This is a genomic window from Acinetobacter sp. V91_7, from assembly GCF_031799075.1.
GTDB lineage: Bacteria > Pseudomonadota > Gammaproteobacteria > Pseudomonadales > Moraxellaceae > Acinetobacter > Acinetobacter calcoaceticus.
This window is the reverse complement of sequence record NZ_JAVQNT010000032.1, coordinates 99,209-125,222: the sequence shown is the minus strand read 5'-3', so window position 1 is coordinate 125,222 and position 26,014 is coordinate 99,209. Positions and strand designations below refer to the sequence as shown.

The following is a 26,014-nucleotide window of genomic DNA, read 5'->3' as shown; positions in this document are numbered from 1 at the left end:
GTCTTTGTTTAGAGTATTTAAAGGATCAGAACCATGGATTTAGGTTTGATTAAAGTTTTTGTCTGTATTTATGAGTCTCGGCATATTAGTAAAGCTGCTGATAAATTAAATTTAAGCCAGCCTTCGGTCACGTATAATTTGAACCGATTACGCCGTCAGTTGAATGATGAATTATTTACTCGAAGTCGAGGAGGAGTGGAGCCAACAAAAGTCGCTCATGAACTCTATCCAATTTTCCATCAAGCGATTTTTAATATTGAATCGGCGATTGCTCAAGCACAGGAATTTCATCCTGAAAACTCAAATAAAACTTTCCGAATTGGACTGTCTGACGCAGGGGAAATTTGTCTTTTGCCTAGCCTTATGGCTTTTTTACAAAAAGCAGCCCCACATATTCAAATTGAAATTGAAGAGATTCGATCAGATAAGGTTGAACAGTGGCTCATTGATGGTTTTTTAGATCTGGCTGTCTTTAATAGTACGCAGACAATAATGCCGAAAATAGAAACCCGTACTCTATTTGAAGAAAGATATGTATGTATTGCTAGAGCAGACCATCCAAGGCTACAACAGCAACTGACTTTAGAACAGTATTTGCAAGAAGATCATGTTGCCATTAAATCATCGACAGGGCATATCCAAGTTGAACAATATTTAAAAACAATGGATTTGAAGCGACGTATTCGTTTAGAAGTCCCGCATTTTAGTGTTTTGCAAGGCGTTTTACAGAGTTCAGATATGTTGGTGACATTACCGTCACGAGCAGCTCGACATTATCTCGCTCATGGTAATGTCCAAATGTTTGAATTACCTTTCGCTATGGATTCTTTTAAAGTGAGCTTGAACTGGTTTAATCGTAGTGATGATATTATTGCCAGAAAATGGCTGATTCAATCTGTCGGTCAAATATTTGAAGTTTTATAAAACCATTAATATCTGTGTTGAAAGTTATATTTAAAATTTAATTTTCAGGTTAATGAATCTGGTCTGATAAATTAAAGTTCTTTCCAATTTATTATTAAATTTTGATAGCATTCGCGGTATACACAATAAGAACTGTTGATACGAATTATGACCGATCAATTAAGAGCAAAATTTGAAAATTTAGAACTTAATGCGGGTTTAGGGAAAATCAGTGCGTTTATTTCAATGTCACTCAGCTTGCTTTGTTTATTCGGTGCTTTATGTTTTTTATTTCCCAGTGTATTAACGACCCCAGAACTTCGTCCTCTTTACGCAAAGCATTATAATCTTTTCTATTATGGCCTGATCACTGGCATTGTGATTAGTGCAGGCTTTGGTGCATTTAGCGCGATTGTTCGTCAAAACCGATATGGGTTCTACGGGCTATGTTTTTCACTTGTGGCAGCAGTTTTGGGTTGCGGCGTAATTGAAGCACCAGTTTTACCAAGTGTACCTTTTTATGCAGGTATCGATTATTTTGTACTAACCCTATTCATTTTAGCTTTTGTCTTTATTCCGCTTGAAGGTTTTTTTGCCAAAAATCCTGAACAAAAAATATTAAGAGTCGGTTGGGTGACCGATATGAAGTATTTCATGGTCAGCCATGTTGGGATTCAACTATTCAGCTTTTTAACGGTTATGCCAATTCAATATTGGATTACGCACCTGCCTGATAACCCAATTGTGCCTTATGTACAAGCTCAACCAATTTGGCTTCAATTTATTGAGTTACTGATTGTGGTGGATTTTACGGTGTATTGGTTGCACCGTGCTATGCATGAGGTTAATTTCTTATGGCGCTTTCATGCGATTCATCATTCGACAGAATATATGGATTGGTTAGCATCTTCTCGTTTGCATGTCATAGAAGTACTGATGACTCGCTTTATTGCGACTTTACCGATTTTCCTGTTGGGTTTTCATACTTCAGCTGTTTTTGCTTATTTAGTTTTTATTTCATTTCACGCTATTTTTATTCATTCCAATGTACGTTTTCGCTTTCCATATTTACGCTGGATTATTGCAACACCAGAATTCCACCATTGGCATCATTCTTCAGAAAAACCAGCGATTGATAAAAATTATGCTGCTTTTATCCCACTCTATGATGTTATTTTTAAAACGGTCTATATGCCTAAACATTTGGCCAGTGTATATGGAACGGTTGGCTATAAAATCCCAAATAGTTTTGTGAAACAATTTACTTGGCCTTTTAAAAAGTATGTAAAGCGGTTTTTAAAACCTTGGCGTGATCAGTAAACCTTAAGTTTTAGCTTAATAAATCTAGAATGCTTAAATGACATGTTTAAGCATTCTTCTTGGCATCTGCCGCTGCAAAATGAGCCATTTGGTCAGCATACGCTTTTTGAAAAGAAGGACGTATAGTCGCTCTCTGAACATATGCAAGACAATGGGGAAATTCTGTCAACCCATCAAATTTATTCACCAAACGTAATACGTCAGCCATAACAATATCGGCAATAGAAAATGACTGAGCCAGCCATTCGCGCTCTGCAAGAAATGACTCCATATGTTGAAGGCGAGACTGAAGAAAGGCATCAAATTGTTTGTGTGCGGCAGTATCTCTCTGCGCATTAGAAAATCTTAATAAAGCCCAAGGAAGACTCGCCATTTCTACTGAATTAAGTGCTGCAAATAACCATTCTATAACTTCATTACGCTGTTTCGGATCTGTAGGTAAAAGTACACGACTACGTTCACCCAAATAAAATAGGATAGCGCCACTTTCAAAAATTGAAATATCACCATCTGTTAACCAAGGAACTTGCCCAAAAGGTTGGTGAGCAAAATGATCAGCTCCTCTCTCATAAAAAGATACGCTATTTATTTTATAGGGCATTTTTGCCTCTTCTAATGCCCATCTTATCCTTATATCTCTTACAAAACCTCGTGGTAATTCTGGCACCCAATCAAAAGTTGTCAAAATGAAATTATTCATAATAAATTTCCTTATATTTTATAATGATAACTCAAACGTACTTTTGAGCCTTTTACTTATTTTTCATCTAAATTCATCTTGCGAGTGAATCTTGATATTAAAAATAGTCTAACGAATTTGAATAGATATGAATGTAGTAATCAGAAGCTAAATTATTTATTTAAGTATTATTTTTTTAATTGTTTAAGTCAGCTTCATTTGAGGCTGACTTTTTAACAAATCATTATTTGCTTTTAATATTTTTAAAAATCATTACAAGGGCAATCAGAGCAAGGCCAATAATTAAACTCATATAAATATTAGCACTGTTCATAAGTCCAATTTTACCCACAAAATAACCTGCAAGAATTGCCGGAATACTAAAAGCCAAATAGCTTTCAACAAAAAATGCAGCCATAAGACCTGCACGTTCTTCTGGTAACGCAAGCGGCATGACTGTGCGAATTGCTCCCATAAAAGCGGTACCAAAACCCACTCCAGTAATAATAGAGCCCAAAAATAAAACCACTGCACTTGTAAAATTAATCGCTAAAAATAAAACGGTTGCCCCAATAATGATGGATAAGGTACCCGTGAGCAAAATACGAAAATTTGTAGATTTTCTTAGGGTTAAAATGCCTGCTGCACCTGAAAGTGCAAGCGCCATAAACATAATTCCGTTTAGCCATGCAGAAGAGGTTTGAAAAATTTTTGCGAGTAAAGAGGGCATAAGTGATAAGAAAAAACCACTGACCATCCAAAGTGCAATATTAATAGGACTAATACTTAGTAAAGCACTTCTCGCTTGATGAGGAATAGCCATGTTGGGTTTTAAAGAAGCAAGTGCACCCGATCTTTTTTGTGCAGTTTCAGGATTAAAGAAACTTAAAATGAGTTGAAATGCAAAGAGAACACATAAAAGCTCAAAAACGAGCTGCAAAGGTTGAGCTGAGAATTGCAAAATAGTACATGTAATAAAGATGCCAGCTGCCATGCCGACCATTGGAGCAATACTATTAATCAAGGAGCCCTGATGTTTGCTGAAATCTAAAATTGCGGCTCCTATGGCAGAAACAGCAAGTCCGGTCGCGATGCCTTGCAGACCACGAGCAATAAATAGCATAGAAACATCTGAGGCAAAAAGGAAAAAGCTCATTGAAACGATTTGTAGAAAAATCGCTGAAAGAATGACAGGTCGACGTCCAATATAATCAGATAAGGAACCAATAATGAGTAAAGAGGCAAGTAAGGTAAACGCGTAGGTCGCAAAAATTAAGGTTAATGTAACAGGCGAAAATTGCCATGCTTGCTGATACAAGCGATATAGAGGAGTCGGTGAGCTGGACGCGGCCATAAATGTCATGAGCGTAATCGTGTTTAAGGTCAACGCAACTCTTGAATCTAACTGAAAAACAGATCTAGACCGTTTCGAACTTGAATTGTTCATATAAGATGAATAACATAAAAGCGAATATTTAGCTTTTATACATTATTTTTACACTAAAGCAAATCCTTAGCTTTAGTGTATTTTGTATATACAAATAATATTTTAATTGTTTTTTATTGAAGTAGAGCTGATTAATGGCAAAAGTTGTTACTGGGTTACGACCGGGCGGCCGTAGTGAAAGAATTCAAACTGCGGTACATCAAGCAGTCAAAGAGCTTCAAAAAACATTGGAGCAAAGCCAAATCACCATACCCATGATCGCTCATGAGGCAGGAGTAACACCTTCAACAATTTATCGCCGTTGGGGAGACATTAATCAGTTATTTTCAGACGTTGCTCTAAATGAACTCAAACCCGATATGGAGCCAAAAGATTTAGGTTCATTTCAACATGATGTTACAGCATGGGTCGAACAGTATTTTGAAGAGTATTCTTCTGAAGTGGGGCAGGTCTTACTACGTGATGTGTTATATGCAGTTGAATCTTCAAATGCCCGACAATGCGAAACCTTAATTCTTCAGCAACTCGATATTATTCAAGCTCGAGCAAGACTACGTCATCAACCAACCATATCGAATCAAGAAATTATCGAAGCAGTCATTGCTCCAATGTTGTTTAGAATCTTATTCACTGACCGCACCTTATGCTTAGACTATGTCCATATTTTATTAGAGCGGTTATTTAAGGCTCATCCCAATTTTAATTAGTTTATAGCGGCCTATTAGTCTAAATATTTAACAAGAAATAGACGCGGGTTCTCATTAAGAAATCATATATCAGTTTTTCTTATTATTTTTAAAATAAATTTTCATAATTTATAATTTATATGTTTTATATAAAATCATTTATTTAATAAATGGTTGGCTTGAGGTGGATAAAGGAGTACGCATGGCGGGTTTTATCACTTTTTAGAGTGTAAAAAGTTAATATAAATAATAACTTATTTGAAAAAATAACTATTTTTTCGATATTTAAAACTTAAAAATAAAAAGTATTCTATACAATTTAATGCATGATTTTTGAATTTAACATTTTTTAAATTTATGACACAGGGTGTTTTTTATTCTTTACAATGGCTTTTCCTTGTTAAAGCAGCTTGTGGTGCTTGCTTTATATTTTATTTTTTTATCCCCATCGAAAAGGTATTTAGATAATGGATTTCAATACCCTTGACCAAGAAGCAGTACAGAAAAAACAGAAATTTCACCAAATTTTGTATGTACAGGTCATTTTTGCAATTATTTTGGGCATTTTAATTGGTCATTTTTACCCAGAACTTGGCGAAAGTTTAAAACCACTTGGTGATGCATTCATCAAGATCGTTAAAATGATTATCGCTCCCGTCATCTTTTTAACTGTTGTTACAGGCATTGCCAGTATGACAAACATGAGCCGAGTCGGCCGTGTAACTGGTAAAGCTATGCTCTACTTTTTAACCTTCTCAAGCTTGGCGCTTGTGGTTGGTATGATTGTGGCAAATATTATCCAACCGGGTAAAGGCCTTAACATTGATCCAGCTACCTTAGTCAACGACAAAGTAAATACTTATGTTGAAAAGGCGCATGCAACAAATATTACCGACTTCTTCATGAATATTATCCCGCAAACATTGGTCAGTCCTTTGGCTGGTGGCGAGATTTTACAGGTGTTATTTGTAGCGGTGCTATTTGGTATTTCTTTGGCTGCTTTGGGTGACCGAGCACGTCCAATTACCGATTTCTTAAATAACTTAACAGCTCCAGTTTTCTACTTGGTTGGTATGTTAATGAAGCTTGCCCCAATCGGTGCTTTTGGTGCAATGGCTTTTACGATCGGTGCGTATGGAATCGAATCAATTGGTAATTTATTACTGTTAATCATGACGTTCTACATTACTGCTGTGTTATTTATTCTAGTAATTTTGGGTGCAGTAGCTCGTTATAACGGTTTTTCAATTATTCATTTAATTCGTTATATCAAAGATGAACTTTGGTTAGTTTTAGGAACAAGTTCTTCTGAAGCAGCTTTGCCATCTTTAATGGACAAAATGCAAAAAGCAGGTTGTGAAAAATCAGTTGTAGGTTTAGTCATTCCAACAGGTTATTCATTTAACCTTGATGGTACAAATATCTATATGACTATGGCGGCTCTGTTTATTGCGCAAGCTTGTAATGTAGATTTATCTATTAGTGAGCAAATCGCATTACTTTTAGTGGCAATGGTCAGTTCTAAAGGTGCAGCAGGGGTGACTGGTGCAGGTTTTATTACTCTAGCTGCAACTTTATCGGTTGTACCAGCTGTTCCTGTCGCAGGTATGGCTTTAATTCTTGGTATTGACCGCTTTATGTCTGAGTGCCGTGCTTTAACAAATCTAGTGGGTAATGCATGTGCAACAATTGTTGTGGCACGTTGGGATAAGGCTTTAGATAAAGATCTTCTTGATAAAGCATTAAAGAACCCTAAAGCAGATTAACCTTACAAAAAAATCTGTAGCTAAGGGCAATTTGGGAGAATAGCCCAGCTACAGATTTTTTGTTTAATATCTAAAAATATATTTTTAATTAAGCCATTCTAAAGTTCTGCAACATTACTTATCTTTCAGCAAAGACCAGACAGTAATTTAAATCAAGTCGTGAAAAATTATGCTTTTAAGTGATCCTCAAACTCTTCACCTAATTGCATCGCTAATGAATTACCTGCTAACTCACAGGTCACCAAACCATATTCTTTTTTAAAACTAAAAGTAAAACCTTTCCCGTCAGCAAGATTTTTAACTGAATACCCTAACTTTTCTAACCAAATGCGAAACGCAATCAAATTTTTAGCTTTAACAACCTTTTTCACGTGAGAACTCCTTCTATCCGTGGCATTACATCTTATTTATTAATAGGGTTTTAATTAGATTTTTTAAAGGGGAAAAACTTTTTTTTATTTTGCAACTTGTAAAAAAAGTAAGATAAAGAAATAAAAGATTTCATTTTTATGAAATTATTAGTCTGTTATATAGCTAAAAAATAATAACTTTTTATTTAAAGAGCTGTTTGTGTGATGGTTTTTAAGAATTATAAATTCAATGATATTTTTAAAATAATGAACAAATAAAAAATAGAGTAAATGTAAAAAATAATTACAGGCAATAGGTAATAGGCAAAAAGATACAGTTCTTAAAAATGAAACTGTATCTTCTTTGAAAGCTTAATTTTAGAAATTATCTTTAAGAGCACGCAGGTGGGCGAAGTCTTCAACACTTTCTGCGCGAAGAAAGGGGTTGGTTGCTAATTCAAGTTCAATCGTGCTTGGTAGGGTGATTAATCTCAGTTTACGTAGCTCACGGACTTCTTCAGCTCGTTCAGATAAGGCATGGTTATGCGGTTCTACCGTTAAGGCAAATTCGGCATTTGAAAGCGTGTATTCGTGCGTACAATATACTTTTGTATGTGTGGGTAGTGCTGCTAAACGGCTCAGTGAGTGATACATTTGTTCAGCTGTGCCTTCAAATAATCGACCACATCCCATCGCAAATAAGGTATCGCCGCAAAATACAGCTTCTAATTCTTCGATAAAATAGACAATATGCCCTAATGTATGACCTGGGGTTGCAATAATCTCTACTTTTAAATCATTAAATTTTAGATGATCGTCATGTTGTAAGGGGTGGGTAATTCCCGGAATTTTTGTGAGCTCATCACGTGGGCCATACACAGTAATATTTTGGGCAGCAGTTAAATCCGCAACACCACCTATATGGTCTTTGTGCCAATGAGTAAGCCAGATTTGTTTTAAATTTAACTGATGATTCTGACAAAATTGAGTTACCAGTTCTGCTTCTGTTGGGTCGACTGCAACAGCTTCTTGGGTTTCAGTATCTTCTAAAATCCAGATATAGTTTTGGAGGGCATTCTGCACATCAATAAAATGAATTCTATAACGCATTGTTTTATCCTGAAACTAAATCCAAAGAGTAAATGAATAATGACTAATTCTGATCATACCAGAAAATGGTATTGAGCCATGCACTCAACTGTCTTTAAGAACAGGGTGATATAAAACAAAAAAAGCCCTCTAGGAAGAGAGCTTTTTTGTATGGATGACTTAACGGAGCTTGGCGAGCCAGTTCCCTAGCGTCTGTACAATCTGTACTAATAGCAATAGGATAATAACTGTTAAAATCACAACGCTAGTATCAAAACGTTGATAACCATACGAAATTGCTAAATCACCAATACCACCTGCGCCAACTGCACCAGCCATGGCGGTTGCACCAATAAGACTGATTGTCGCTGTGGTAAGGTTTAAAATGAGTGAGCTGCGTGCTTCCGGCAAAATAAAGCGGTAGATAATTTGCCAAGGTGTAGCACCCATCGCTTGAGCAGATTCAATAATTCCTTCATTTACTTCAAGCAATGAAGTTTCAATCAGACGTCCCATATAAGGGCCAACATAAATAGTCAATGGAACAATAGCTGCCCACGTACCAATTGAAGTACCTACTAATAGCTTAGTAAGAGGAATCACTGCAATGAGTAAAATAATAAAAGGAAGAGAGCGTAAAGCATTTACAATTGGATTAAGTAAATGATAAATCACTTTATTGGGTAAAATGCCTTCTGGACGGGTAACTAATAAAATAATTCCCTGAATAAATCCCCAAATGCCGCCAAACAAAAGTGCGAAGAAAACCATATGAAAGGTTTCTTGCAAAGCTGTAACGAACTGATCAATAGAAAGGGAACTGTGCCAGAAAGGTTGAGTAAGTTCAGTTAACCACTGTACGATTAAATCTCTCATACTTGATCTCCTGATTGAACTACACCTACTTCATTTTGTTCCAAAAACTCAATAGCTTGTTTAATTAGCTGAGGATCACCTAAAAGCTGCACGAACATTTGACCAATGACTGTGCCATTAATTTCAGTCATGTTGGCAAATAAAATATTTAAGCTAATATCGAATTTTTTAATCAGTGACTGAATTACAGGTTCTTGAGCAGAGCGCCCTAAAAATTGTAAACAGTAAATACTATGATGATGCTGGTTTTCGAGCTGATTTAAAATATTCACAGGCAACTGTTGGTGTAAAACAGTTTGAATGAAGTTTTTAGTAGTTGGATGTTGAGGTTTACTAAAGATATCAATCGTTGAACCTTGTTCAATGACTTTACCTGCTTCCATCACAGCCACATGATCACAAATAGTTTCAATGACATCCATTTCATGGGTCACCATAACAATCGTGATTTTTTGCTCTTGATTAATTTTCTTGAGTAGTTCTAAAACTGACTTGGTTGTTTGCGGGTCTAGGGCAGAGGTCGCTTCATCACATAAAAGAATCTTTGGATGATTTGCCAAAGCACGGGCAATACCGACACGTTGCTTTTGTCCGCCAGAAAGTTCATCTGGATAAGCATCTTTTTTATGCTTAAGATCAATGAACTCCAATAACTCATTCAGGCGTTTTTCACGTTCTACCTTATTGTAATTCAGTAGGCGCATTGGCATTTCAATATTTTCAGCAACTGTCTTGGTTTGTAGCAGATTGAAGTGCTGGAAAATCATTCCAATGTTTGCACGTTCCTGACGTAATGAGCGTGCATCCAAAGCAGTGAAATCTTTCTGATTAATAATGATTTGACCTTCAGTTGGTCGCTCAAGAAGGTTGATCAGGCGGATTAAGGTACTTTTACCTGCACCACTATAGCCAATGATGCCAAAAATACTGCCCTCTGGAATCTCTAAATTGATTTGGTCGAGTGCGCGTATGGTTTGACTTTTGAGCTGATAGTGCTTTGAAATGTTTTTAAATTGAATCATATCGTCAGAAGCTATGCTGGAAAGAAAAAACAGGCAAAGAGAATTTGCCTGTTTCACGTTTCCGCTATTATATTACTATTTAGCTTCTGAGAGATAGCTGATTGGTTGATCTACGTCAACTTTTGTTCCACCAAAACGCTCTGTTACATACTTTTTAGCTGCTGCACTGTGATATAGCTGCCCAACTTTTTGCAAAACAGCATCATTTTTACGTGAATCAGCAGTTGCAAGAACGTTGACATTAAGTCGTGTGCTTTGATCAACAGGCTCATAGAAAATAGAATCTTTGAGTACGTTCAAACCACCTTCCATTGCTAAGGTGTTACCTAATACAACGGCATCAACTTCGTCTTTAATACGTAATGCAGTTGCCATTTGGATTGGTTTAATATCGATCTTTTTACTATTTTCGATGATATCGTTTGGACTGCCTTGAGCCGGGTTAAAATCAGCTTTAAGTTTGATTAAGCCAGCTGTTTGTAATAAAAGTAAAGCACGAGCTTCGTTGGCAGCATCATTTGGGATTGCAATAATTGCGCCCTCTGCGAACTCATCAATTTTTTTGTGTTTACTTGAATAGATACCCATTGGCTCAAGATATGTGGTAGAAACCGGTGCAATTTTATCTTGGTTTGATTTATTAAATGCAACAAGATAAGAATAAGATTGGAAAGCATTCAGATCTACTTCTTTGTTTGCAATGGCTGCATTCATAGAAACATAGTCTGTGAAGTTTTTCACTTCTAACTTTAAGCCAGCAGCTTGGGTTTCAGGCAAAGTTGCGATATAACGCCAAATATCAGCATCTGAACCTGTAGAGGCAATTACTACCGTTTGTAATTGGGAGCTATCATTGTTTTGGTTTGTTTGTGGAGCACTTTCTTGTTTACCACATGCTGCCAATAATACTACTGACATACTTAAAAAAAGACTGATCAGCTTTTTCATTTAAAAAAGTCCTGATTGAGGAGATATAGAAAAATAAGTATTGATCTATATCTATATGAAATGGGAGGAGTTGGAATTACAACTGGTTTAAACTCTGGTATCTTTTGGTGGGGTTTCATAATTTGCTTGCATATTTTGGTGGTAAGAGTGGGTAATTGTTTTATAAACAAAAACTGTTTCCCCAAACAGTTAATCCCCAAACAGTAACCAAACGAGTGTTCATAAATTTAGAACATTAAAAACTCTCTACAGCTATAATCTGTAGAGCAAGTCGCTATGAAAATTATTAAAACAGCAGTGTTTATTGACAGTTCCAACGTTATGCTAATCATATCAATAAAAGTGTGCTTGATATAGAGGGCCTCTTTTCTATTTGTTGATATCTTTAGAAATATAATAAAGATTTATACGATTTGCTTATATTGTGGCACATAATAGAAAAGCCTCTATATATAGAGGCTTTTCATTAGAGTTTAAACTTGTGGAATTTTTAAGCTTTTTCACGTGCAATTGCGCGGTAGCCAATGTCGCTACGATATTGCATACCCGTAAAGTTAACTTGTCCGCACACTTCTAGCGCGTTAATTTGTGCTTCCAAAACGCTGTCGCCTAATGCTGTTACACAAAGAACTCGACCACCAGAAGTCACGATGTGACCATCTTCACGAGTTGCAGTGCCTGCATGGAAAATTTTCGTATCTTCAGGTGATTGTCCGATACCTGAAATTACATCGCCATTGCGTACACTATCAGGATAGCCTTCTGCTGCGAGTACAATACCGATTGACTTGCGTTCATCCCATTCAGCTTCTTTTGGTAAGTTACCAGCAATACCGGCTTCTACCAATTCAACAAGAGATGACTTTAAACGCATCATGATCGGTTGGGTTTCAGGGTCACCAAAACGACAGTTAAATTCGATCACACGTGGTTGACCTTGCTCATCAATCATTAGGCCAGCATATAAGAAACCAGTGTAAACATGTCCGTCAGCAGCCATACCTTCTACGGTTGGGTGCATGATTTCAGACATAACGCGTTCAAAAATGTCAGAAGTTACAACTGGAGCAGGAGAGTATGCACCCATACCGCCAGTGTTAGGACCTTGATCGCCTTCAAAAATACGCTTGTGATCTTGTGAAGTTGCCATTGGTAAAATATTTTTACCATCAATCATACAAATGAAAGAAGCTTCTTCACCTGCAAGGAACTGTTCAATTACAACACGTGAACCAGCATCACCAAATTTGTTGCCTGCAAGCATGTCATCAATTGCTGCAAAAGCTTCTTCGTTGGTCATTGCAACGATTACACCTTTACCAGCAGCAAGGCCATCAGCTTTAATTACAATTGGTGCACCATTTTTTTCAACATAAGCTTTAGCTGCATCTACTTCAGTGAAAACGTCATAGAAAGCAGTCGGAATGTTGTGACGCTTTAAAAAGTGTTTGGCAAATGCTTTTGAGCCTTCAAGCTGTGCTGCATATTGAGTAGGTCCCCAAATTTTTAAACCTGCTTCACGTGCAGCATCTACCACACCATTAACTAATGGTGCTTCTGGACCAACAATAATAAGATCAACATTATTTTCTTTAGCAAAAGCAATAATTGCTGGGTTGTCTAAAATATCAAGTTGAACATTAAGACATTTGTCTTCTGTTGCAGTTCCAGCATTACCTGGTGCAACAAAAACCTGAGCAACATTGGTATCTTGCGCGATTTTCCATGCTAAAGCATGTTCACGACCACCACTACCTAAAACTAAAATATTCATTTTTAATTTGTTCCTTAACTTTAATCCTTTTTCATCCCCCTCTATCCCTCAAGGTGGAGAGTTAGCTCCATTATTGTGGAAAACCCTCCTGAATGAAAGGAGGGTTAGGGAGGACTAAATTTAAATTAGTGGCGGAAGTGGCGCATACCAGTGAAGACCATTGCAATACCAGCTTCATCAGCTGCCGCAATAACTTCCTCATCACGCATAGAGCCACCTGGTTGAATAATGCATTTAATGCCAGCTTTAGCCGCATTATCAATACCGTCACGGAACGGGAAGAATGCATCAGATGCCATTACAGCGCCTTCAACAACCAAACCAGCATGTTCAGCTTTAATGGCAGCAATACGAGCTGAGTTAACACGGCTCATTTGACCTGCACCTACACCAATAGTTTGGCGGTTTTTCGCATAAACAATTGCATTTGATTTTACATATTTCGCAACTTTCCAAGCAAAGATGAGGTCATCAATTTCTTGTTCAGTTGGTGCGCATTTGGTTACTACTTTAAGATCATCTTTAGTAATCATACCTAAGTCTTGATCTTGAACTAATAAACCGCCATTAACGCGTTTGTAGTCAAGTTGTGGTGCACGTGCGTCAATCGCAGGTAATTCGCCACAAACTAAAACACGTACATTTTTCTTAGCGCCAGTAACTTCAAGCACGCCATCAGCAATACTTGGAGCAATGATTACTTCAACGAATTGACGCTCTACAATTGCTTGAGCAGTTGCAACATCTAACTCACGGTTAAATGCAATAATGCCGCCGAAAGCAGATTCTGGGTCAGTCGCATAAGCTAAATCGTAAGCAGCTTTAATGCCGTCTAAAGAAACAGCAACACCACAAGGATTAGCATGTTTTACAATCACACAAGCAGGTTTTGCAAATGATTTCACACATTCAAGTGCAGCATCTGTATCTGCAATGTTGTTATAAGACAATTCTTTGCCTTGTAACTGTTTTGCCGTAGAAACTGACGCTTCTTTTGCATTTGCTTCAACGTAAAATGCAGCAGATTGATGTGGGTTTTCACCGTAACGTAAATCTTGTGCTTTGTTCAATTGAGTATTGAACGTACGAGGGAATAAATCAGCTTCGCCTTCGGTCTTACCAACGCGAGCGCCTAGGTAAGAAGCGATCATGCCGTCATATTGAGCTGTATGTTCAAATGCTTTAACAGCTAAATCGAAGCGTGTTTCATAAGAAAGTGAACCAGCAGCTTTTAATTCAGTAATAACTGTATCGTAATCTGAAGCATTTACAACAATACCGACAGAAGCGTGGTTTTTAGCAGCAGCACGAACCATTGTTGGACCGCCGATGTCGATATTTTCGATAGCATCAGCAAGTGAACAGTTAGGTTTTGCAACTGTTGCAGCGAATGGATAAAGGTTCACGACAACAAGATCAATCGGATCAATGTTGTGTTCTTCCATTACTGCTTCATCTAAACCGCGACGAGCGAGAATACCGCCATGAATTTTTGGATGTAATGTCTTAACACGACCATCCATCATTTCAGGGAAGCCAGTATGTTCAGATACTTCAACAACAGCGATATTATTATCTTTAAGCAACTTGTATGTGCCGCCTGTAGATAATAGTTCTACCCCTAAAGCTGCAAGGTTTTGAGCAAATTCGACAATTCCTGTCTTGTCAGATACAGAAATCAAAGCACGTTTAATAGTCATGATGTTTAATTCAACAATTTCAAGTCTACGGATTAAAACCAATAAGCATAAAAAAATGCCCACGACGTCGTGAGCATTTTATCATTTATTCACTCATCAAACCGTGAGCTTTTAACTTTTTGCGTAAAGTGCCACGGTTGAGTCCAAGAATCTCTGCAGCACGGGTCTGATTACCACGTGTATATTCAAGAACTACAGATAAAAGAGGTTTCTCCATTTCTGCTAGCACCATGTCATATACCTGAGATGGCTGCTCACCTTGCAATTGTGCAAAATAATGACGAACTGCGCGATCCACGTGGATGCGAAGAGCAACATCAGATTGTGCAGTAAAAATAGGAGATTTGCTATTCATGCGAGTTAATCCGAAAATCAAATACTAGCTTGGATAAAGTAGTATATAAATGTGGTCTAAAAATACGGAGTCCTGTTTTAGATCCTAAAACAGTGACTCTAAAACATAAGAACAATTAGCTTGCCATATTTCTTCGTATTGAATAAAAAATAAGCGTAACAATAGTTAAATATTTGTTACAGCTCCCTCAAAAACAAAAAAAGTTAGGCTATGTGCTTAATGTAGAAAAGCACACATGCTTAACAGTATTTTTTTGGATTGAGAGCGAGGAGTATATGAGTCAAAGCTTTCGTGGCGCGTATCATACCATTGTCTAGGAAAAAGTGAGCAAATTAACTGCATTTTTTTTTATTTTTTTTTCACTTTTTTTACATTTTAGGGGTGGACAATTTCTAATCGATAATTTAGTAGGCTTTTTTTGCTTCTGTTTAGCTCAAATTGGAATCGGAAAGGGGTATTCGAGGGAATGCGCTGAATACCTCGTAAGTTTTCAACAAGATACTGTTGAGGAGTCAATATAATTTCTTCTGTTTTGTTTGACTCTGTTGCGAAACTCAACTTTAAGTTAGGAAGTTCAATACTTTTATCATTCTGATTAAGCAATATGCCTGAAAATTGCGTATGACTTGTGTCAACTTTGCGGAGTTTTAACTTTTCTATATAAATAAGTTGATATTGTTCAGCTGACTTATTGCAGTGCAGTATTTCACATACATAATTAAATGCATGGCTGACGGTTGGGCTTGCATGCATGAGCTTAGGGTTAAACCAGAGAATTTGAAAAGTGAAGACTAAAATTAAAATAAGGTTGGCAGAACTCCAGAGCGTGTAGTACAGCCAACTATGCTTTTTATTATTGTCTTGTTCTTGTGAAGATGCTTGTTCAGCTAAATTAAGATTTGGTAGAGCGTTAATAGGTTCGTTGTGAAAATAATTTAAGTTGTTGAGATAGGTTAAAAGATCAATATTCGAATTCTCAACTTTTTGATCAAAGATATCTAACACGTGAGAATGTGTCATATATCTATTTTGCATTGAGCCGTTGACTAATGTAGATGAGTTAATCGTAACAGGCTGTTCAATATTAATTAGATGGGTGAGTGCATTAAAGCTCGAATCACATTTAGGGCAACAAACCATACCCTGAGCAACAGTCAATTGAGTAAGAGACACTTTATAGACGGTTAAGCACTTAGGGCAGCGGGTTTGTTTTTCATTCATGAGTTAAAAAATCTCAATTTATTGTTTTACGTTTTCCTGAAATGCGACACCAATTTTCTTCGCGTTTTTCGACATCTAATATATCAAAAAATTCAGAATAAACACGTGAAACATCAGCAACTTGCTCTTCAATTACACCTGCAAGTGCGAATTCACCGTCAGATTTAAGTAAATTTGCAAACTCAGGCGCAAGTGCCATTAATGGACCCGCTAAAATATTTGCAACTAAAACATCTGCCTGTTGAGGTTTAAACTCTTGATCGAATTCTTCAGGAAGGCCTACATATAGTCGATCTAATACGCCATTAAGTTCAGCATTTTGTTTTGTTGCTAAAACAGCCTGAGGGTCAATATCAGTGGCATATACTTTTTTAGCGCCTAATAATAAAGCTGCTACACCTAAAATGCCTGAACCACAACCATAATCAATGACGATCTTATCTTTAACGTCAGTTTTACCTAGCCATTGTAAGCATAAGAAAGTACTTGCGTGGTTACCTGTACCAAACGCAAGACCTGGGTCTAGCTTAATATTCGTTGCATCAGCTTCTGGTGGCTCTAGCCATTCAGGTACGATCCAGAACTTTTCCCCAATTTGAATTGGCTCGTAATAGTCCATCCAAGCGCGTTCCCACACTTGATCTTCAAGTTCTTCATGACGGATAGGAGCGTCTGGAAGTTGAGCTTTTAAGAAAGCTTCTAAAGTGTCGACATCAATAGGGTCTTGTTCGTCTTGTTGATAAATGCCTGTCACAATCACTTTATTCCATAAAGGTGTTTCACCTGGTAATGGTTCAAGTAAAGCCTGATCTTCAGCATCATCCAGAGTTACGCTTACCGCACCTAGAGACATTAAAAGTGTTTCTGTGAACTCAACTTGTGCTTGATCAACGGTAATGTGTATTTGTAACCACTTCACGAAAAGGACCTAAAAATTTTATTTAAAGGCGTATTGTAGCTGACTAGACAGTTTTAAAAAAGAAAGCGGCCCATCTTTAATGGACCGACTTTAAAAATACTGAGGAGGCTAGCGGCAAATAAATTGCTTCTTCTATACCTCATGTCGAAACAGATTAAGGAGCAGGGGCTTTAAATTGTAACTTACCATTTTCATTTGGCTGGCAAGTACCATTAAAGATTACGCCGTTATGGTTGTAAGCTACCCATTCACCTTGCTGTTTTTTTACACAGACTCGAATTTGTTTTTGCATTTCGGCTTTGCTCATATCAGCAGCATGTGTAAAAGTTACGCCTGAAAAACAAATTAGAGATGCAGTTAAGATTTTTAACATAGTCGTTTTCATTTTGTATTCCTTCTTGTCGCGTTAATTTTAAAGTCATAGAAGTGCTGTACATTTTTTATTCTAAGATGAATTTGTTTTAATAACATTCACTTTGTATTGAGTTCATGAAACAAAATGTCAAATCATGTGGCGTACCGTAAATTATGTGAAGATGATTTTGTAATTATGTACATCAATAAGCAGATAATTTTGCTATAATGTTCCGTCTTTTTTTTTCTGGTGTTTTGTACTCATGCACTACCCTAAAGTTTATGATGTTATCGTTATCGGTGGCGGTCACGCAGGTACGGAAGCGGCCCTTGCTGCTGCGCGTATGGGACGACAGACTTTGCTTTTGACCCATAACATTGAGACTTTGGGTCAAATGAGTTGTAACCCAGCAATTGGTGGTATTGGTAAGTCACATTTAGTACGTGAAATTGATGCGCTTGGCGGAGCAATGGCTTTAGCTGCCGATAAAGGTGGTATTCAGTTCCGTATTTTAAATTCACGTAAAGGTGCGGCAGTACGTGCAACACGTGCTCAAGCTGACCGCGTTCGCTATAAAGCTGCCATCCGCGATACTTTGGAAAATCAAACAAATCTTGATATTTTCCAGCAAGCGGCTGATGACCTGATTGTTGAAGGTGATACGGTTAAAGGTGTTGTTACCCAAATGGGTATTCGCTTTGACGCTAAAACTGTTGTGTTGACTACGGGTACATTCTTGGGTGGGGTAATCCACGTTGGTTTAGAAAAATCAAGCGGTGGGCGTGCAGGTGATCCTCCTTCAATTGCACTTGCTCAGCGTCTACGTGAATTAAAATTACCTGTGGGTCGTTTAAAAACGGGTACACCACCACGTATTGATGCACGTTCGGTTGATTTTTCAGTCATGATTCCACAGCCGGGTGATTTCCCATCTCCGGTTATGTCATTCATGGGTGATGCTTCTATGCACCCTGAACAAGTAAATTGTTATATCACGCATACCAATGAAAAAACCCATGACATTATTCGTGGTGGTTTAGATCGTTCACCAATGTATACCGGTGTTATTGAAGGTGTAGGGCCACGTTACTGCCCATCAATCGAAGATAAAATTCACCGTTTCGCAGATAAAGATTCTCATCAGGTATTCTTGGAACCAGAAGGTTTAGATACACACGAGCTTTATCCAAATGGTATTTCGACTTCGCTTCCATTTGATGTTCAGTTCGAGCTGGTTCGTTCTATTCGTGGTATGGAAAATGCCCATATTTTGCGTCCAGGCTATGCGATTGAATACGATTATTTCAATCCGCAAGCTTTGAAATTCACTCTCGAAACTAAAGCTATTAACGGGTTGTATTTTGCTGGCCAAATTAACGGTACAACAGGTTACGAAGAAGCAGGTGCTCAAGGTTTACTTGCTGGCTTAAACGCTGCGCGCCGTGCTTGGGAACAAGAAGAGTGGACACCTAAGCGTGACCAAGCTTACATGGGGGTATTGGTTGATGACCTCATTACTTTAGGTACTAAAGAACCATACCGTATGTTTACCTCACGTGCCGAATATCGTTTGATGTTGCGTGAAGACAATGCGGATCAACGTTTAACGACTGTTGGTCGTGAACTTGGTTTGGTTGATGATGTTCGTTGGGCTGCTTATTGTGAAAAAATGGAAGCGGTTGAGCGTGAAACTTCTCGTTTACAACATTTGTGGGCGGCACCAAATAACCCTATGGGTAAAAAATTCGTTGAGATGACGGGTGCTGATTTAAGTAAAGAATGTAGTGCGATTGATTTGCTTAAACGCCCTAATATTAACTTTGGTCAAATTGCCGAACTTACGGGTTCTGAAGTTTCTGAGCAAGTTGGTGAGCAAATCGAGATTGCTGTGAAATATGAAGGTTATATTAACCGTCAGCATGAAGATGTGGCTCAGTTAAAGCGTCTTGAAGAAACCAAAATTCCTACCGATTTTAATTATGATATTGTGTCTGGTTTATCACGTGAAATTACCCAGAAATTAAAAACGGTTCTTCCGGAAACATTAGCTCAAGCAAGTCGTATTCCTGGTGTTACACCAGCAGCTGTTCAGCTTGTAATGATCACAATTCGTAAAAATAATATGATTAAGAAAACAGCTTAATCTGTTAAATGCAAAAAAGCCCAGCTAAGACTGGGCTTTTTTATTTTCTGTTCAAAAATATATAAAAACTTCCTAAGGAAGAAAATAGATTTCGCTTCCTTTTTTTCTTATTTCACATATTTCAAGCAGCCAGTTATATTAAATTCACGTTCAAACAAGAGGGCTTTAACCATGACAATGAAATCAATTCGCTACAATAGAGATGAAATGGCATGCCAATGCTCATGTTCAAAATAGCGAAAAAGAAAGAGCAGATCAGTTTTGTAGGGGGAGAACACATTGATCTGAAAACAAGTATAAATATAAGAGCCAATATAAAATTAAGAAAATTATAATTCAAAATCTAAAGAGAACCTTATGGTTCTCTTTTTTATGTCTATTTGCTCTCAGATTCAATTTCCCGCACAGCGTTGTGTACCTGCACTGGTTCGATATGCAGTAATTTCTTACCAAAACTACGTAACCACCACACCAGTTGAGATGTAAAAGGTACGGTTGCTGTAACTTCTACGATATTTTCTTCAAGTGGGATTATGGTTTGGTCTTTACTTAACTGACTTTCATAGAAAGTTCTAGCAGTTTGCTCTGTCATGGTTAATGTGAGTTGAATTGATTCAGTTGGCTGTTTGTAGTCCACTCTAAAACCTAAGGCACCTGAATCGATATAATGATCAATATCAAAATTGACAGGATGCAGTGCTCGACTATCTAAGACTTTTGCTGATTTAAAACGGTGCAAGGCAAACGTTTGAACTTCAGTTTTATCATGTCGTGTGCAAATTAAATAAATTACCGCACCTTTTTGTACCAAAGCCAAAGGATTTAAAATATAGGTTTTGTCCTCGCCCTGATTGACTCGTGCTCGATAAATACATTCTATTTGTTTGTCTTGGAGTAGACCTTCATAAATTGCTTGTTGGGCATTTCGGTCCACTACAGGAGGAATAAGGGGTTGGCTTGCTGGTACGATGCGTACTCGGTTAATCCATTGCCTAACATTATTTTGTGTAGAGAGACTGCGTTTAGCCAAATCAAACCAAGGCCCCATCTCATCAAGCAGACTTGGTGGAAGTAAGTGTTTAAGATGTTCCTCAACCATCATAAATGTTACTGCCTGAGAGCTAGTCATGTGAGGTAAACTCTGAATAGGCGCATCGGATTGCCACCGCCAGCCTTGAGGTACAGCCTTATTACTTTCTATTGGAAAGCGCTGAGCAATTTGGTTTAAATCACGCTGAATAGTCCTTAAACTGATATCAATACCTTCACGTTCAAGCATTTCTTGTAATTCCCGTGTCCCGATCCATTTACCGGTAGGGAGGCGAGATAAAATCTGCCATTGGCGATATAAACTATTTGAAGTTTCTTTTTCTATTACAGACATAAGCGTAATACATCTATATCCAACTGCTTTGGTGTCAACACAATAAAAAATCTTTACACATTTAGCAAGTTTGTCAGATTCGGTTTATAGGTCCTTTTACAATCAATGTTAAGATTTAGAAGAAGAAAGTTATAACAAAGCACCGTAAAAATATTAAAGATATATAAATGGCACTGAAATTGCTTATTTAAAAATGAAATATAGATAAATGATAAGACGAGGTGGTTATGTCAGAACAAGAGCATGAATTACATATAGATAATGATTTTTTTATACAAGAGCAGACAACTACGGCACTCATTAACCCAACCTCTTTTTTAGAACATATTTCCGTACAAACCAACCTATTTGAGCAGCTAAAATCACAGTTTTTTAATGAGATGCTTGATGATGTAACATCAAATGGTGCGGCTTCTAAAAAAATTGAGCAATGGTTGAGTATCCGTACTCTAGATGAATTAAAAGAATTGAATGCTCAAGCGAAGCAACATTTTCTTTATCACGGCATTACTTTTAACGTATATGGTGATAAAGAAGGTGCAGAGCGAACAATTCCTTTTGATTTAATTCCAAGGGTGATTGAAAAAAAACAATGGGAGAAAATAGCTTCGGGCTGTGCGCAGCGTGTTAAAGCATTAAATTACTTTTTAGATGATATTTATCACGGACAACATATTTTAAAAGAACAGCTCATTCCCGAAGAACAAATTATGGGGAATGATGCTTTTCAGCCACATATGCTTAAACATTCTCTGAAAGGTAAAATTTATTCACAAATTAGCGGAATTGATATTATCCGTGATGGCGAGGGAGAATTTTTTGTACTTGAGGATAATTTAAGAACACCTTCTGGTGTCTCTTATATGATCGAAAGCAGAAATATTAGTCAGCAATTGATGCCGGAGCTATGTGCAACCAATAATTTACAGGGAATTGAGCATTATCCAAAACTTTTAAAAGAAATATTGCAGGAAAATTCACCTGCGGACAGGCCTTTTATTGTGGTGTTAACACCTGGTCGCTTTAACAGTGCTTATTATGAGCATGCTTTTTTAGCCCGAGAAATGGATGTGCCATTGGTTACAAATCGGGATTTATTTGTAGAAAGTGACCAAGTTTTTGTTAAAACCATTCGTGGACGTCAAAAAGTAGATGTAATTTATCGCCGTCTAGATGATGATTTTCTAGATCCTTTGGCATTTCGACCAGATAGTGCTCTTGGAGTAGCAGGTCTGATGTCTGCCTATTTGCAAAAAAATGTTGTAATTGCGAATGCACCTGGGACAGGGGTGGCTGATGATAAATCTATTTATCCTTATGTTGATCAAATGATCCAATATTATTTGGGTGAAACGCCAGTTCTAAAAAATGTACCTACTTACCAGTGCCGTAAAGAAGAACATTTAGATTATGTTCTTTCTAATCTTGAGCAATTGGTAGTTAAAGAAGCACAGGGTTCTGGGGGCTATGGCATGTTAATTGGTCCTAAGGCAAGCTCTTGTGAGATTGATGACTTTAGAAAAAAATTGATTGCTACACCCCACATGTATATTGCGCAGCCTACATTGGCTTTATCCGTTGCTCCTACGCTAACAACTGGCGGAGTGGCTGAACGACATATCGATTTACGTCCATTTGTATTAAGTTCACCTTATCGGACAGAGATAGTGCCAGGGGGCTTAACACGTGTAGCTATGCAGGCCGGATCCTTAGTCGTAAATTCTTCACAAGGCGGTGGCATAAAAGATACATGGGTGGTTGAAACATTACATTCCTAATTGTGGGTTAAAGAGGAACTTTATGGTTTTACTCAATTCGAGTGCGCATCAAATATATTGGTTAGGCCGTTATTTAATGCGAGTTAAATTTGCGGTCTATCATTTACCTTTTACAGAAGATGAGAAAGCTACACAATTTGCAGCAGCATTTGGTCTGGATATAGAAAATGCTGAATTACTAAATCACTATATGTTAGACAAGAAGCAAACATTTTCATTACTGAACCAGTTCGTTGTTGCTAAAGATAATATTCAGGAGTTAAGAGGCGTATTGTCATCAAATGCTTATGCAGAATTAAACAATGCTCTCAAGATGATTCAAGCTCAACCTGACGCTGTAAGAAAGGTTGTTGGACAATGTACTCAGATAATTGAGGCAGAGCATGACGATGTTTGTTTGTTTTTTGATCTTGGTCAAAAAGTAGAACAATTTGATATAGAACTGCGTTTTGGTCAGGAGTTAACGTCTCTTATTTCTGAACTTGATGTTTTAGTACGAAGACTTGGCAATTTAGATTGGAAAAAAGTAGATCAGCATTGGCAAGTTCTCAGGCAACAACCCACTTGGGATGCTTATTATACTTTTACGCAGCAGTTGGAATATATGTTTGAGGTCTGATTATGAAATTGATGGTTAATCATCAAACGCATTATAGCTATACTGAAACTGCTCGAAATAGCGTTCAGTATATTAAAATGATGCCTCAAACATCACCCCATCAACATGTTATGAATTGGGCGATTAGTGTACCAGGTGAAAAAACGATAAAAAGGGATATATTTAATAATGTATGGATGACGGCCAGTCAGCGTTATGAATATCAGCATCTTACATTTATGGCACAAGGTATCATTGAACTTCAAAATAGGGAGCTTGGTTGCGTAGATTTATCTACACCGATAAATTTGTTTTTGCAAATTACAGGAGCTACACGATGTGATCCAGAAATGTTGGACTTTGCCAAAAAAATTGTAACTGTTAAAGACCGACAGCATATTGCATTATTAAGTGAACACATTTTACAACAAATACTCTATCAACCTGATAGTACATCGGTTCAGACGACTGCGACAGAAGCATTTCATGCTGGACAAGGTGTATGTCAGGATCATGCACATGTTTTAATTGCGATGTGTCGTGCGCTACAATTACCAGCACGTTATGTCTCTGGTTATCTATTTAATCAAAATTATCCCCACCTTGCCAGTCACGCTTGGGCGGAAGTATTTTTAGAAAATCAGTGGTATTGTTTTGATGTAAGCAATCAGTTGTTTACACCCAAACATCATATCTATCTTGCAGTTGGTCGTGATTATCTCGATGTTGCACCTATTCGTGGTGTAAGAGAGCAAGGTGGAGTGGAAAACATGATGTCTGTGGTTCAAGTGTTGGCATGTTGAATGTAAAGAGAATGAAATGACCTATTGTTGTGCGCTTAGATTGGAACAAGGTTTAGTGTTTATTAGTGACACGAGAACTAATGCAGGAGTTGATCATATTTCTGTGTTCCGAAAATTGCATACTTTCGGCGTTACTGGAGAGCGTTTCATGGCTTTACAAACAGCAGGTAATTTAGCAACGACACAAGCTGTTATAGGTCATTTGCAAAATGCTCTCACTTTGCAGCAAGAACCTAACTTATATAGTGTCAATACGATGTTTGAGGCGGCTGAACTGATTGGTAAAACCTTAAAAAGTGTTTTAGAGGATATTAGTTCAGACACTCAAGAACAAATGAATTATGCGTGTAGTATTTTAATAGGTGGGCAAATTAAAGGCGGTGAAATGCAGCTTTATAATGTCTATCCGCAAGGTAATTTTATTTGTGCAACTACGGATACACCCTATTTTCAAATAGGAGAAAGCAAATACGGAAAACCTATTTTGGATCGTGCTTTATATTATGCGATGCCGCTAGATGATGCATTACGTTGTAGTTTGATTTCTTTTGATTCAACCTTGCGCTCAAATGTTTCTGTTGGCTTGCCGCTTGATGCATTGGTTTACAATAAAGATAGTTTCATTATTCCGGTGGGTAAGCGAATTACCGAAGATGATCCGTATTTTTCACAAATTAGTAAACAATGGTCCGATACTTTACGCCGTGGTTTGCAAGAATTGCCAAAACCGACTGATGATTACTGGCGATAAAATTTTTAAAAGCTGATAAAAAAATCCAAGCATGCTTGGATTTTTTTTATATTTTATTATTTAACTGCTTTTACGAATAGGGCGATTACTTAAGCGACAGAGTAATTCATATCCTATTGTTCCGTTTGCATCGGCGACATCATCAACCAGGCGGTGTGCTCCCCAAAGTTCGACTTGAGAACCTAATTTAACTTGAATAGCTGTAACGTCAATTGCAAGCATATCCATGCTGACTCTGCCGACTATAGGACATAATTGCCCATTAATCGCTACATAATTTTGTTTAATATAAGCTCTCGGATATCCGTCACCATAGCCAATAGAAACTATTGCAATATCCATTTTTTGTTGCGCACAGAAGGTTGAACCATAACCTACATGTGCTCCAGCTTGAATGTGATTCAATGCAATCACTTCTGCTGTAAAGGACATGACTGGTTTTAGCTCAAGATCATGTACTGTTTTATCTGCAAAAGGCGAAGCGCCGTAAAGCATAATGCCCGGGCGAACATAGTCAAAATGTAATTCTGGCCATTTATAAATAGCAGCAGAATTACAGCAAGATGCTAAAACAGGATCACAAGCTTGCTTAACCTGTAAAAATTGTTGTTTTTGTTGCTCATTGAGTGGATGGTCCACATCTGCATTTGCGAAATGCATCGCTAGTACACAGGTAAAGCCTTCAGATTTTAAAGTTTTAATGACTTCAATAATTTCAGGAACTTTAAATCCTAAACGGTTCATGCCGCTATTAAGCTTAACCCAGACTTTTAAGCCTTGAGCGATGTATTCTTGCTTATGTTTAATTAACCATTCAAACTGCTGTTGATGGTGAATCACACATTCAAATTTTTGCTTAATTGCAATAGGCATTTCATCTTCAGAAAATGCCCCTTCAATTAAAGTAATAGGTTGTTGAAATCCAAGTTCGCGAATTTCTAAACCTTCTTGTAGGCAGGCGACACCAAAGGCATCTGAGGCATTTAAGGCTGCTAAACAGTCTTTGATTCCATGTCCGTAAGCATTAGCTTTGACCATACTTACAATTTTTGAATTTGCTGCGAGTTGTTTGACACGGTTTAAATTATATTGAAGCGCATGGCGATCAATATAAACTGTTGCTTGGCGCACCCTCATTTACTCCTTT

At 37.4% G+C, this 26,014-nt stretch carries 24 protein-coding genes; 9 read left to right on the top strand and 15 right to left on the bottom strand.

The features are described 5' to 3' along the window. Window positions 1–33: 33 nt before the first annotated feature. A complete protein-coding gene (locus RMB03_RS09275) occupies window positions 34–924 on the top strand; it encodes a LysR family transcriptional regulator (protein ID WP_003652524.1) in 891 nt (296 codons plus the stop codon). A gap of 147 nt (window positions 925–1,071) precedes the next feature. After that, the gene (locus RMB03_RS09270) at window positions 1,072–2,223 is read left to right on the top strand and encodes a sterol desaturase family protein (RefSeq protein WP_005046275.1); all 1,152 of its coding nucleotides are present in this window, start codon (window positions 1,072–1,074) and stop codon (window positions 2,221–2,223) included. Between the two features lie 46 nt (window positions 2,224–2,269). Here the strand turns inward: RMB03_RS09270 and RMB03_RS09265 are convergent, their stop codons facing one another. Together RMB03_RS09265 and RMB03_RS09260 are read right to left on the bottom strand one after the other, a co-directional pair. Beyond that, entirely contained in the window at window positions 2,270–2,923 is a 654-nt protein-coding gene (locus RMB03_RS09265) for a glutathione S-transferase family protein (protein WP_311075542.1), read from the bottom strand. 223 nt (window positions 2,924–3,146) lie between these two features. Continuing rightward, the gene (locus RMB03_RS09260) at window positions 3,147–4,349 is read right to left on the bottom strand and encodes an MFS transporter (RefSeq protein ID WP_311075540.1); all 1,203 of its coding nucleotides are present in this window, start codon (window positions 4,347–4,349) and stop codon (window positions 3,147–3,149) included. Between the two features lie 134 nt (window positions 4,350–4,483). Here RMB03_RS09260 and RMB03_RS09255 point away from each other — a divergent pair, with 134 nt between their 5' ends. Further along, window positions 4,484–5,056 carry a TetR family transcriptional regulator gene (locus RMB03_RS09255; RefSeq protein WP_311075538.1) on the top strand — a complete coding sequence of 191 codons (573 nt, stop codon included), beginning with the start codon at window positions 4,484–4,486 and terminating at the stop codon, window positions 5,054–5,056. A 446-nt stretch (window positions 5,057–5,502) separates the two neighbouring features. Then, window positions 5,503–6,801 (top strand): dicarboxylate/amino acid:cation symporter, encoded by a 1,299-nt coding sequence (locus tag RMB03_RS09250; protein ID WP_003652519.1) that lies wholly within the window; start codon window positions 5,503–5,505, stop codon window positions 6,799–6,801. 167 nt (window positions 6,802–6,968) lie between these two features. On the opposite strand, the gene RMB03_RS09245 is transcribed toward RMB03_RS09250, so the two are convergent. From RMB03_RS09245 to RMB03_RS09195, 11 genes are all read right to left on the bottom strand, one after another. Then, entirely contained in the window at window positions 6,969–7,172 is a 204-nt protein-coding gene (locus RMB03_RS09245; protein ID WP_003652518.1) for a hypothetical protein, read from the bottom strand. A 357-nt stretch (window positions 7,173–7,529) separates the two neighbouring features. Further along, window positions 7,530–8,261, bottom strand: a complete 732-nt coding sequence (gene gloB, locus RMB03_RS09240) for a hydroxyacylglutathione hydrolase (protein ID WP_311075535.1) — start codon at window positions 8,259–8,261, stop codon at window positions 7,530–7,532. A gap of 159 nt (window positions 8,262–8,420) precedes the next feature. Further along, complete coding sequence (locus RMB03_RS09235) at window positions 8,421–9,116, bottom strand: methionine ABC transporter permease (RefSeq protein WP_017392060.1); 696 nt, start codon at window positions 9,114–9,116, stop codon at window positions 8,421–8,423. Continuing rightward, the gene (locus RMB03_RS09230) at window positions 9,113–10,138 is read right to left on the bottom strand and encodes a methionine ABC transporter ATP-binding protein (RefSeq protein ID WP_311075533.1); all 1,026 of its coding nucleotides are present in this window, start codon (window positions 10,136–10,138) and stop codon (window positions 9,113–9,115) included. Before RMB03_RS09230 ends, RMB03_RS09235 begins: the two co-directional genes overlap by 4 nt. 75 nt (window positions 10,139–10,213) lie before the next feature. After that, window positions 10,214–11,086, bottom strand: a complete 873-nt coding sequence (locus RMB03_RS09225) for a MetQ/NlpA family ABC transporter substrate-binding protein (RefSeq protein ID WP_231764932.1) — start codon at window positions 11,084–11,086, stop codon at window positions 10,214–10,216. 490 nt (window positions 11,087–11,576) lie between these two features. Continuing rightward, entirely contained in the window at window positions 11,577–12,860 is a 1,284-nt protein-coding gene (gene purD, locus RMB03_RS09220) for a phosphoribosylamine--glycine ligase (RefSeq protein WP_080027411.1), read from the bottom strand. A gap of 125 nt (window positions 12,861–12,985) precedes the next feature. After that, window positions 12,986–14,560, bottom strand: a complete 1,575-nt coding sequence (gene purH, locus RMB03_RS09215; RefSeq protein WP_035361157.1) for a bifunctional phosphoribosylaminoimidazolecarboxamide formyltransferase/IMP cyclohydrolase — start codon at window positions 14,558–14,560, stop codon at window positions 12,986–12,988. Between the two features lie 85 nt (window positions 14,561–14,645). After that, window positions 14,646–14,915 carry a DNA-binding transcriptional regulator Fis gene (gene fis, locus RMB03_RS09210; RefSeq protein WP_001086304.1) on the bottom strand — a complete coding sequence of 90 codons (270 nt, stop codon included), beginning with the start codon at window positions 14,913–14,915 and terminating at the stop codon, window positions 14,646–14,648. 375 nt (window positions 14,916–15,290) lie between these two features. Then, window positions 15,291–16,136, bottom strand: a complete 846-nt coding sequence (locus RMB03_RS09205; RefSeq protein ID WP_311075527.1) for a zinc-ribbon and DUF3426 domain-containing protein — start codon at window positions 16,134–16,136, stop codon at window positions 15,291–15,293. Window positions 16,137–16,149: 13 nt separating this feature from the next. After that, window positions 16,150–17,055, bottom strand: coding sequence for a 50S ribosomal protein L11 methyltransferase (prmA, locus tag RMB03_RS09200; protein WP_005039579.1), 906 nt, complete (start codon window positions 17,053–17,055; stop codon window positions 16,150–16,152). Between the two features lie 154 nt (window positions 17,056–17,209). Further along, window positions 17,210–17,440, bottom strand: coding sequence for a hypothetical protein (locus RMB03_RS09195; RefSeq protein ID WP_003652499.1), 231 nt, complete (start codon window positions 17,438–17,440; stop codon window positions 17,210–17,212). Window positions 17,441–17,672: 232 nt separating this feature from the next. Here RMB03_RS09195 and mnmG point away from each other — a divergent pair, with 232 nt between their 5' ends. Then, the gene (mnmG, locus tag RMB03_RS09190) at window positions 17,673–19,553 is read left to right on the top strand and encodes a tRNA uridine-5-carboxymethylaminomethyl(34) synthesis enzyme MnmG (RefSeq protein ID WP_311075523.1); all 1,881 of its coding nucleotides are present in this window, start codon (window positions 17,673–17,675) and stop codon (window positions 19,551–19,553) included. A gap of 376 nt (window positions 19,554–19,929) precedes the next feature. On the opposite strand, the gene RMB03_RS09185 is transcribed toward mnmG, so the two are convergent. Further along, the gene (locus tag RMB03_RS09185) at window positions 19,930–20,937 is read right to left on the bottom strand and encodes a YafY family protein (protein ID WP_056481013.1); all 1,008 of its coding nucleotides are present in this window, start codon (window positions 20,935–20,937) and stop codon (window positions 19,930–19,932) included. Window positions 20,938–21,164: 227 nt separating this feature from the next. Between RMB03_RS09185 and RMB03_RS09180 the strand changes: the two genes are divergently transcribed. The 4 genes from RMB03_RS09180 to RMB03_RS09165 are packed head-to-tail and all read left to right on the top strand — an operon-like array spanning window position 21,165 to window position 24,867. Then, a complete protein-coding gene (locus RMB03_RS09180) occupies window positions 21,165–22,715 on the top strand; it encodes a circularly permuted type 2 ATP-grasp protein (RefSeq protein WP_017392065.1) in 1,551 nt (516 codons plus the stop codon). A 22-nt stretch (window positions 22,716–22,737) separates the two neighbouring features. Continuing rightward, complete coding sequence (locus RMB03_RS09175) at window positions 22,738–23,334, top strand: alpha-E domain-containing protein (protein ID WP_005039582.1); 597 nt, start codon at window positions 22,738–22,740, stop codon at window positions 23,332–23,334. 2 nt (window positions 23,335–23,336) lie between these two features. Next, complete coding sequence (locus tag RMB03_RS09170; RefSeq protein ID WP_017392067.1) at window positions 23,337–24,116, top strand: transglutaminase family protein; 780 nt, start codon at window positions 23,337–23,339, stop codon at window positions 24,114–24,116. 16 nt (window positions 24,117–24,132) lie between these two features. Next, on the top strand, window positions 24,133–24,867 hold the full coding sequence (locus tag RMB03_RS09165; RefSeq protein WP_005039584.1) for a proteasome-type protease: 735 nt from the start codon (window positions 24,133–24,135) through the stop codon (window positions 24,865–24,867). Between the two features lie 60 nt (window positions 24,868–24,927). On the opposite strand, the gene alr is transcribed toward RMB03_RS09165, so the two are convergent. Further along, a complete protein-coding gene (gene alr, locus RMB03_RS09160; protein ID WP_311075517.1) occupies window positions 24,928–25,998 on the bottom strand; it encodes an alanine racemase in 1,071 nt (356 codons plus the stop codon). Window positions 25,999–26,014 lie beyond the last annotated feature (16 nt).

Bases quoted from the DNA above. Each gene is read 5' to 3' on its own strand.
- RMB03_RS09205 (WP_311075527.1), bottom strand. From the start codon at position 16,136: ATGAATGAAAAACAAACCCGCTGCCCTAAGTGCTTAACCGTCTATAAA.
- purD (WP_080027411.1), bottom strand. From the start codon at position 12,860: ATGAATATTTTAGTTTTAGGTAGTGGTGGTCGTGAACATGCTTTAGCA.
- mnmG (WP_311075523.1), top strand. From the start codon at position 17,673: ATGCACTACCCTAAAGTTTATGATGTTATCGTTATCGGTGGCGGTCAC.
- RMB03_RS09275 (WP_003652524.1), top strand. From the start codon at position 34: ATGGATTTAGGTTTGATTAAAGTTTTTGTCTGTATTTATGAGTCTCGG.
- fis (WP_001086304.1), bottom strand. From the start codon at position 14,915: ATGAATAGCAAATCTCCTATTTTTACTGCACAATCTGATGTTGCTCTT.
- RMB03_RS09255 (WP_311075538.1), top strand. From the start codon at position 4,484: ATGGCAAAAGTTGTTACTGGGTTACGACCGGGCGGCCGTAGTGAAAGA.
- RMB03_RS09180 (WP_017392065.1), top strand. From the start codon at position 21,165: ATGTCAGAACAAGAGCATGAATTACATATAGATAATGATTTTTTTATA.
- RMB03_RS09225 (WP_231764932.1), bottom strand. From the start codon at position 11,086: ATGAAAAAGCTGATCAGTCTTTTTTTAAGTATGTCAGTAGTATTATTG.
- RMB03_RS09265 (WP_311075542.1), bottom strand. From the start codon at position 2,923: ATGAATAATTTCATTTTGACAACTTTTGATTGGGTGCCAGAATTACCA.
- RMB03_RS09260 (WP_311075540.1), bottom strand. From the start codon at position 4,349: ATGAACAATTCAAGTTCGAAACGGTCTAGATCTGTTTTTCAGTTAGAT.
- RMB03_RS09270 (WP_005046275.1), top strand. From the start codon at position 1,072: ATGACCGATCAATTAAGAGCAAAATTTGAAAATTTAGAACTTAATGCG.
- RMB03_RS09195 (WP_003652499.1), bottom strand. From the start codon at position 17,440: ATGAAAACGACTATGTTAAAAATCTTAACTGCATCTCTAATTTGTTTT.
- RMB03_RS09235 (WP_017392060.1), bottom strand. From the start codon at position 9,116: ATGAGAGATTTAATCGTACAGTGGTTAACTGAACTTACTCAACCTTTC.
- gloB (WP_311075535.1), bottom strand. From the start codon at position 8,261: ATGCGTTATAGAATTCATTTTATTGATGTGCAGAATGCCCTCCAAAAC.
- RMB03_RS09165 (WP_005039584.1), top strand. From the start codon at position 24,133: ATGACCTATTGTTGTGCGCTTAGATTGGAACAAGGTTTAGTGTTTATT.
- RMB03_RS09175 (WP_005039582.1), top strand. From the start codon at position 22,738: ATGGTTTTACTCAATTCGAGTGCGCATCAAATATATTGGTTAGGCCGT.
- RMB03_RS09250 (WP_003652519.1), top strand. From the start codon at position 5,503: ATGGATTTCAATACCCTTGACCAAGAAGCAGTACAGAAAAAACAGAAA.
- RMB03_RS09230 (WP_311075533.1), bottom strand. From the start codon at position 10,138: ATGATTCAATTTAAAAACATTTCAAAGCACTATCAGCTCAAAAGTCAA.
- RMB03_RS09170 (WP_017392067.1), top strand. From the start codon at position 23,337: ATGAAATTGATGGTTAATCATCAAACGCATTATAGCTATACTGAAACT.
- RMB03_RS09185 (WP_056481013.1), bottom strand. From the start codon at position 20,937: ATGTCTGTAATAGAAAAAGAAACTTCAAATAGTTTATATCGCCAATGG.
- purH (WP_035361157.1), bottom strand. From the start codon at position 14,560: ATGACTATTAAACGTGCTTTGATTTCTGTATCTGACAAGACAGGAATT.